This is a genomic window from Vibrio sp. S12_S33, from assembly GCF_963889785.1.
Taxonomy (GTDB): domain Bacteria; phylum Pseudomonadota; class Gammaproteobacteria; order Enterobacterales; family Vibrionaceae; genus Vibrio; species Vibrio aestuarianus.
The window spans coordinates 1-1,206 of sequence record NZ_CAWPQZ010000155.1 but is presented as its reverse complement, the minus strand read 5'-3'; the positions used below and the strand labels follow the sequence as shown (position 1 = coordinate 1,206).

Here is a 1,206-nt window from a genome sequence, read left to right as displayed (position 1 = left end):
TGTACTAATTCAGACCTGATCTGACAGTTACCCACTTTTCGACTTGGTGCCTGTCAGATTATATCTGGGCTAGATTCTTTTCAGCCCAGATTGATTTCCCATCCTCTAATGTTTCTATCGGCGTTCTGCCACAGCACATTTTTCCTTGATGAGTACGGTGATTGTTGTAGTAGTCCATCCATTCGTCCAGATCTTTCTGCAACTCTTCGATAGAACCATACAGTTTCTTTCTGAATGTCACTTGGTAGAACTCATTCAATATGGTCTTGTGGAAGCGCTCGCAGATACCATTTGTTTGTGGTGACATCGCTTTAGTTTTCGTGTGATCGATATCATTAATGGCTAGGTAGAGCTGGTAATCGTGCTGCTCAACACGACCACAGTACTCAGTGCCTCGGTCAGTCAAGATTCGCAGTATTGGCAGTTCATGCGCCTCAAAGAACGGTAGAACCTTATCATTCAATATATCCGCTGCGGTGATGGGTGTTTTCGTTGTGTAGAGCTTGGCAAAGGCGACTTTACTGTAGGTATCAACGAAGGTTTGTTGATAGATGCGCCCAACACCTTTCAGGTTGCCAACATAGAACGTGTCTTGAGAGCCGAGATAACCTGGATGCGCTGTTTCTATCTCACCACAAGCCTCATCATCGTGCTTCTTACGCTCAAGAGCCGCAACTTGCTCGTCCGTTAGGATAATACCGTTCTCTGCGACCTGTTTCTCCAGTGCGATAAGACGTTTCTTGAAGTTCTCTAGGTCATTGCGAAGCCAGATTGAGCGTACGCCACTTGGAGAGATAAACACTCCCAGTTTACGTAATTCATTACTCGTTCTAACTTGTCCATGAGCTGGGAAGTCGATGGCGTATTTGATAACGGCTTGCTCAGTTTCACTATCAACACGGTTCTTTAAATTCGGTGCTCTTCGGCTCTGGTTAATCAGAGCATCAATACCCCCCGTCTCAACTAACTCTTGATAACGGTAGAACGTATCTCTTGATACCCCCATAACCTTACAGGCTCTAGATACATTACCGAGTTCTTCTGCAAGATTGAGAAGGCCCGCTTTGTGTTTGATGATTGGATTGCTAGTATGAAGCATGAGAGTTACCTCTTTTTGTCTTTGATTAGTGATTAAGCACCTTTAATCAAAGCGGGTAACTCTCTTCTTTTCAAATTGAAGTGTCAGATCTAGTCGGAACTAATACA

Annotated in this window: 1 protein-coding gene; it reads right to left on the bottom strand. The window is 44.2% G+C overall.

What is annotated here, in order from left to right:
• Nucleotides 1-58: 58 nt before the first annotated feature.
• Nucleotides 59-1,099 carry an IS481-like element ISVvu4 family transposase gene (locus tag AACW06_RS19610; protein WP_171981133.1) on the bottom strand — a complete coding sequence of 347 codons (1,041 nt, stop codon included), beginning with the start codon at nt 1,097-1,099 and terminating at the stop codon, nt 59-61.
• Between the last annotated feature and the right edge of the window lie 107 nt (nt 1,100-1,206).

Coding starts and splice junctions, on each gene's coding strand:
- AACW06_RS19610 (WP_171981133.1), bottom strand. CDS start 1,099: ATGCTTCATACTAGCAATCCAATCATCAAACACAAAGCGGGCCTTCTC.